Origin of the sequence: Streptomyces sp. NPDC058632 (genome assembly GCF_042717095.1) — a bacterium.
Taxonomy (GTDB): domain Bacteria; phylum Actinomycetota; class Actinomycetes; order Streptomycetales; family Streptomycetaceae; genus Streptomyces.
In genome coordinates, this window is record NZ_JBHXQZ010000214.1 from 1 (window position 1) to 1,331 (window position 1,331).

Annotated in this window: 1 protein-coding gene; it reads right to left on the minus strand. The window is 72.2% G+C overall.

What is annotated here, in order from left to right:
* Positions 1-1,331, minus strand: a 1,331-nt coding sequence (locus ACFWVE_RS35040) for an acyltransferase domain-containing protein (protein WP_384023319.1), incomplete at both ends; no start/stop codon positions are given.

Here is a 1,331-nt window from a genome sequence, read left to right on the forward strand (position 1 = left end):
CGCTGGAAGGGGTAGGTGGGGAGGTCGACGCGCCGCGGGCGGGTGCCCGCGTAGAAGGCGTCCCAGTCCACGTCCGCGCCGCACGCCCACGCCTCGCCCAGCGACAGCGTGAACCGCTCCCAGCCACCCTCACCCCGGCGCAGCGTGCCCACCACACCCGCCGCGACACCGGCGTCCTCGATGGTCTCGCGCACCCCGGCCGCCACCACCGGATGCGCACTCACCTCCACCAGCACCCGGAAACCGTCCGCCAGCAGCGCACGCGTCGCCGCCTCGAACTCCACCGTCCCCCGCAGGTTCCGGTACCAGTACCCCGCATCCAGCCCAACCGTGTCGATCACACCACCCGACACCGTCGAATAGAACGGCACACCACACGAGCGCGGCTCAACCGGAGCCAGCAGCTCGGCCAACTCCGCCTCGATACGCTCCACATGAACAGAATGCGACGCGTAGTCCACCGCGACCCGACGCGCCCGCACCCCCTGCGCCTCACACACCACCAGCAGCTCGTCCAACGCGTCCGCGTCACCCGACACCACCACCGACGACGGCCCGTTCACCGCCGCCACCGACACCCGGCCCTCCCACCGGCCGACCAGCTCCCCCACCACCGACACACCACACGCCACCGACACCATGCCGCCCAGACCCGACAACGCACGCAACGCACGCGAACGCAACGCCACCACCAACGCCGCATCCTCCAACGACAGAGCACCCGCCACACACGCCGCCGCGATCTCACCCTGCGAATGCCCCACCACCGCAGCCGGCTCCACCCCGCACGACCGCCACACCTCCGCCAACGACACCATCACCGCCCAAAGAACGGGCTGCACCACATCCACCCGCTCCAACGACGCGGCACCCTCCACACCCCGCACCACATCCAACAACGACCACTCGACATGAGGCGACAGGGCAGCCGCGCACTCCGCCATACGGGCGGCGAACACCGGCGACGTGTCCAGGAGCTCGGTCGCCATACCGGCCCACTGCGAACCCTGGCCCGGGAACACGAACACGACGCCGCCGCCCTCGGTGGCGGTGCCTTCGACGAGGCCGGGGGCGGGCTGTCCCGCGGCGAGCGCGTCGAGACCGGTGAGGAGGTCGTCGAGGCCGCTGCCGACGACCACCGCGCGGTGCTCCATCGCGACCCGCGTCGACACCAGCGAGTGCGCCACATCCAACGCACCCCCACCCGCACCCGCACCCGCACCCGCACCGGAGCCGGTGTCCGCGCCGCGCACCGACACCGCCAGCCGCGCCGCCTGCTCCCGCACCGCCTCACGCGACTTCGCCGACACCACCCACGGCAACCACGCCGG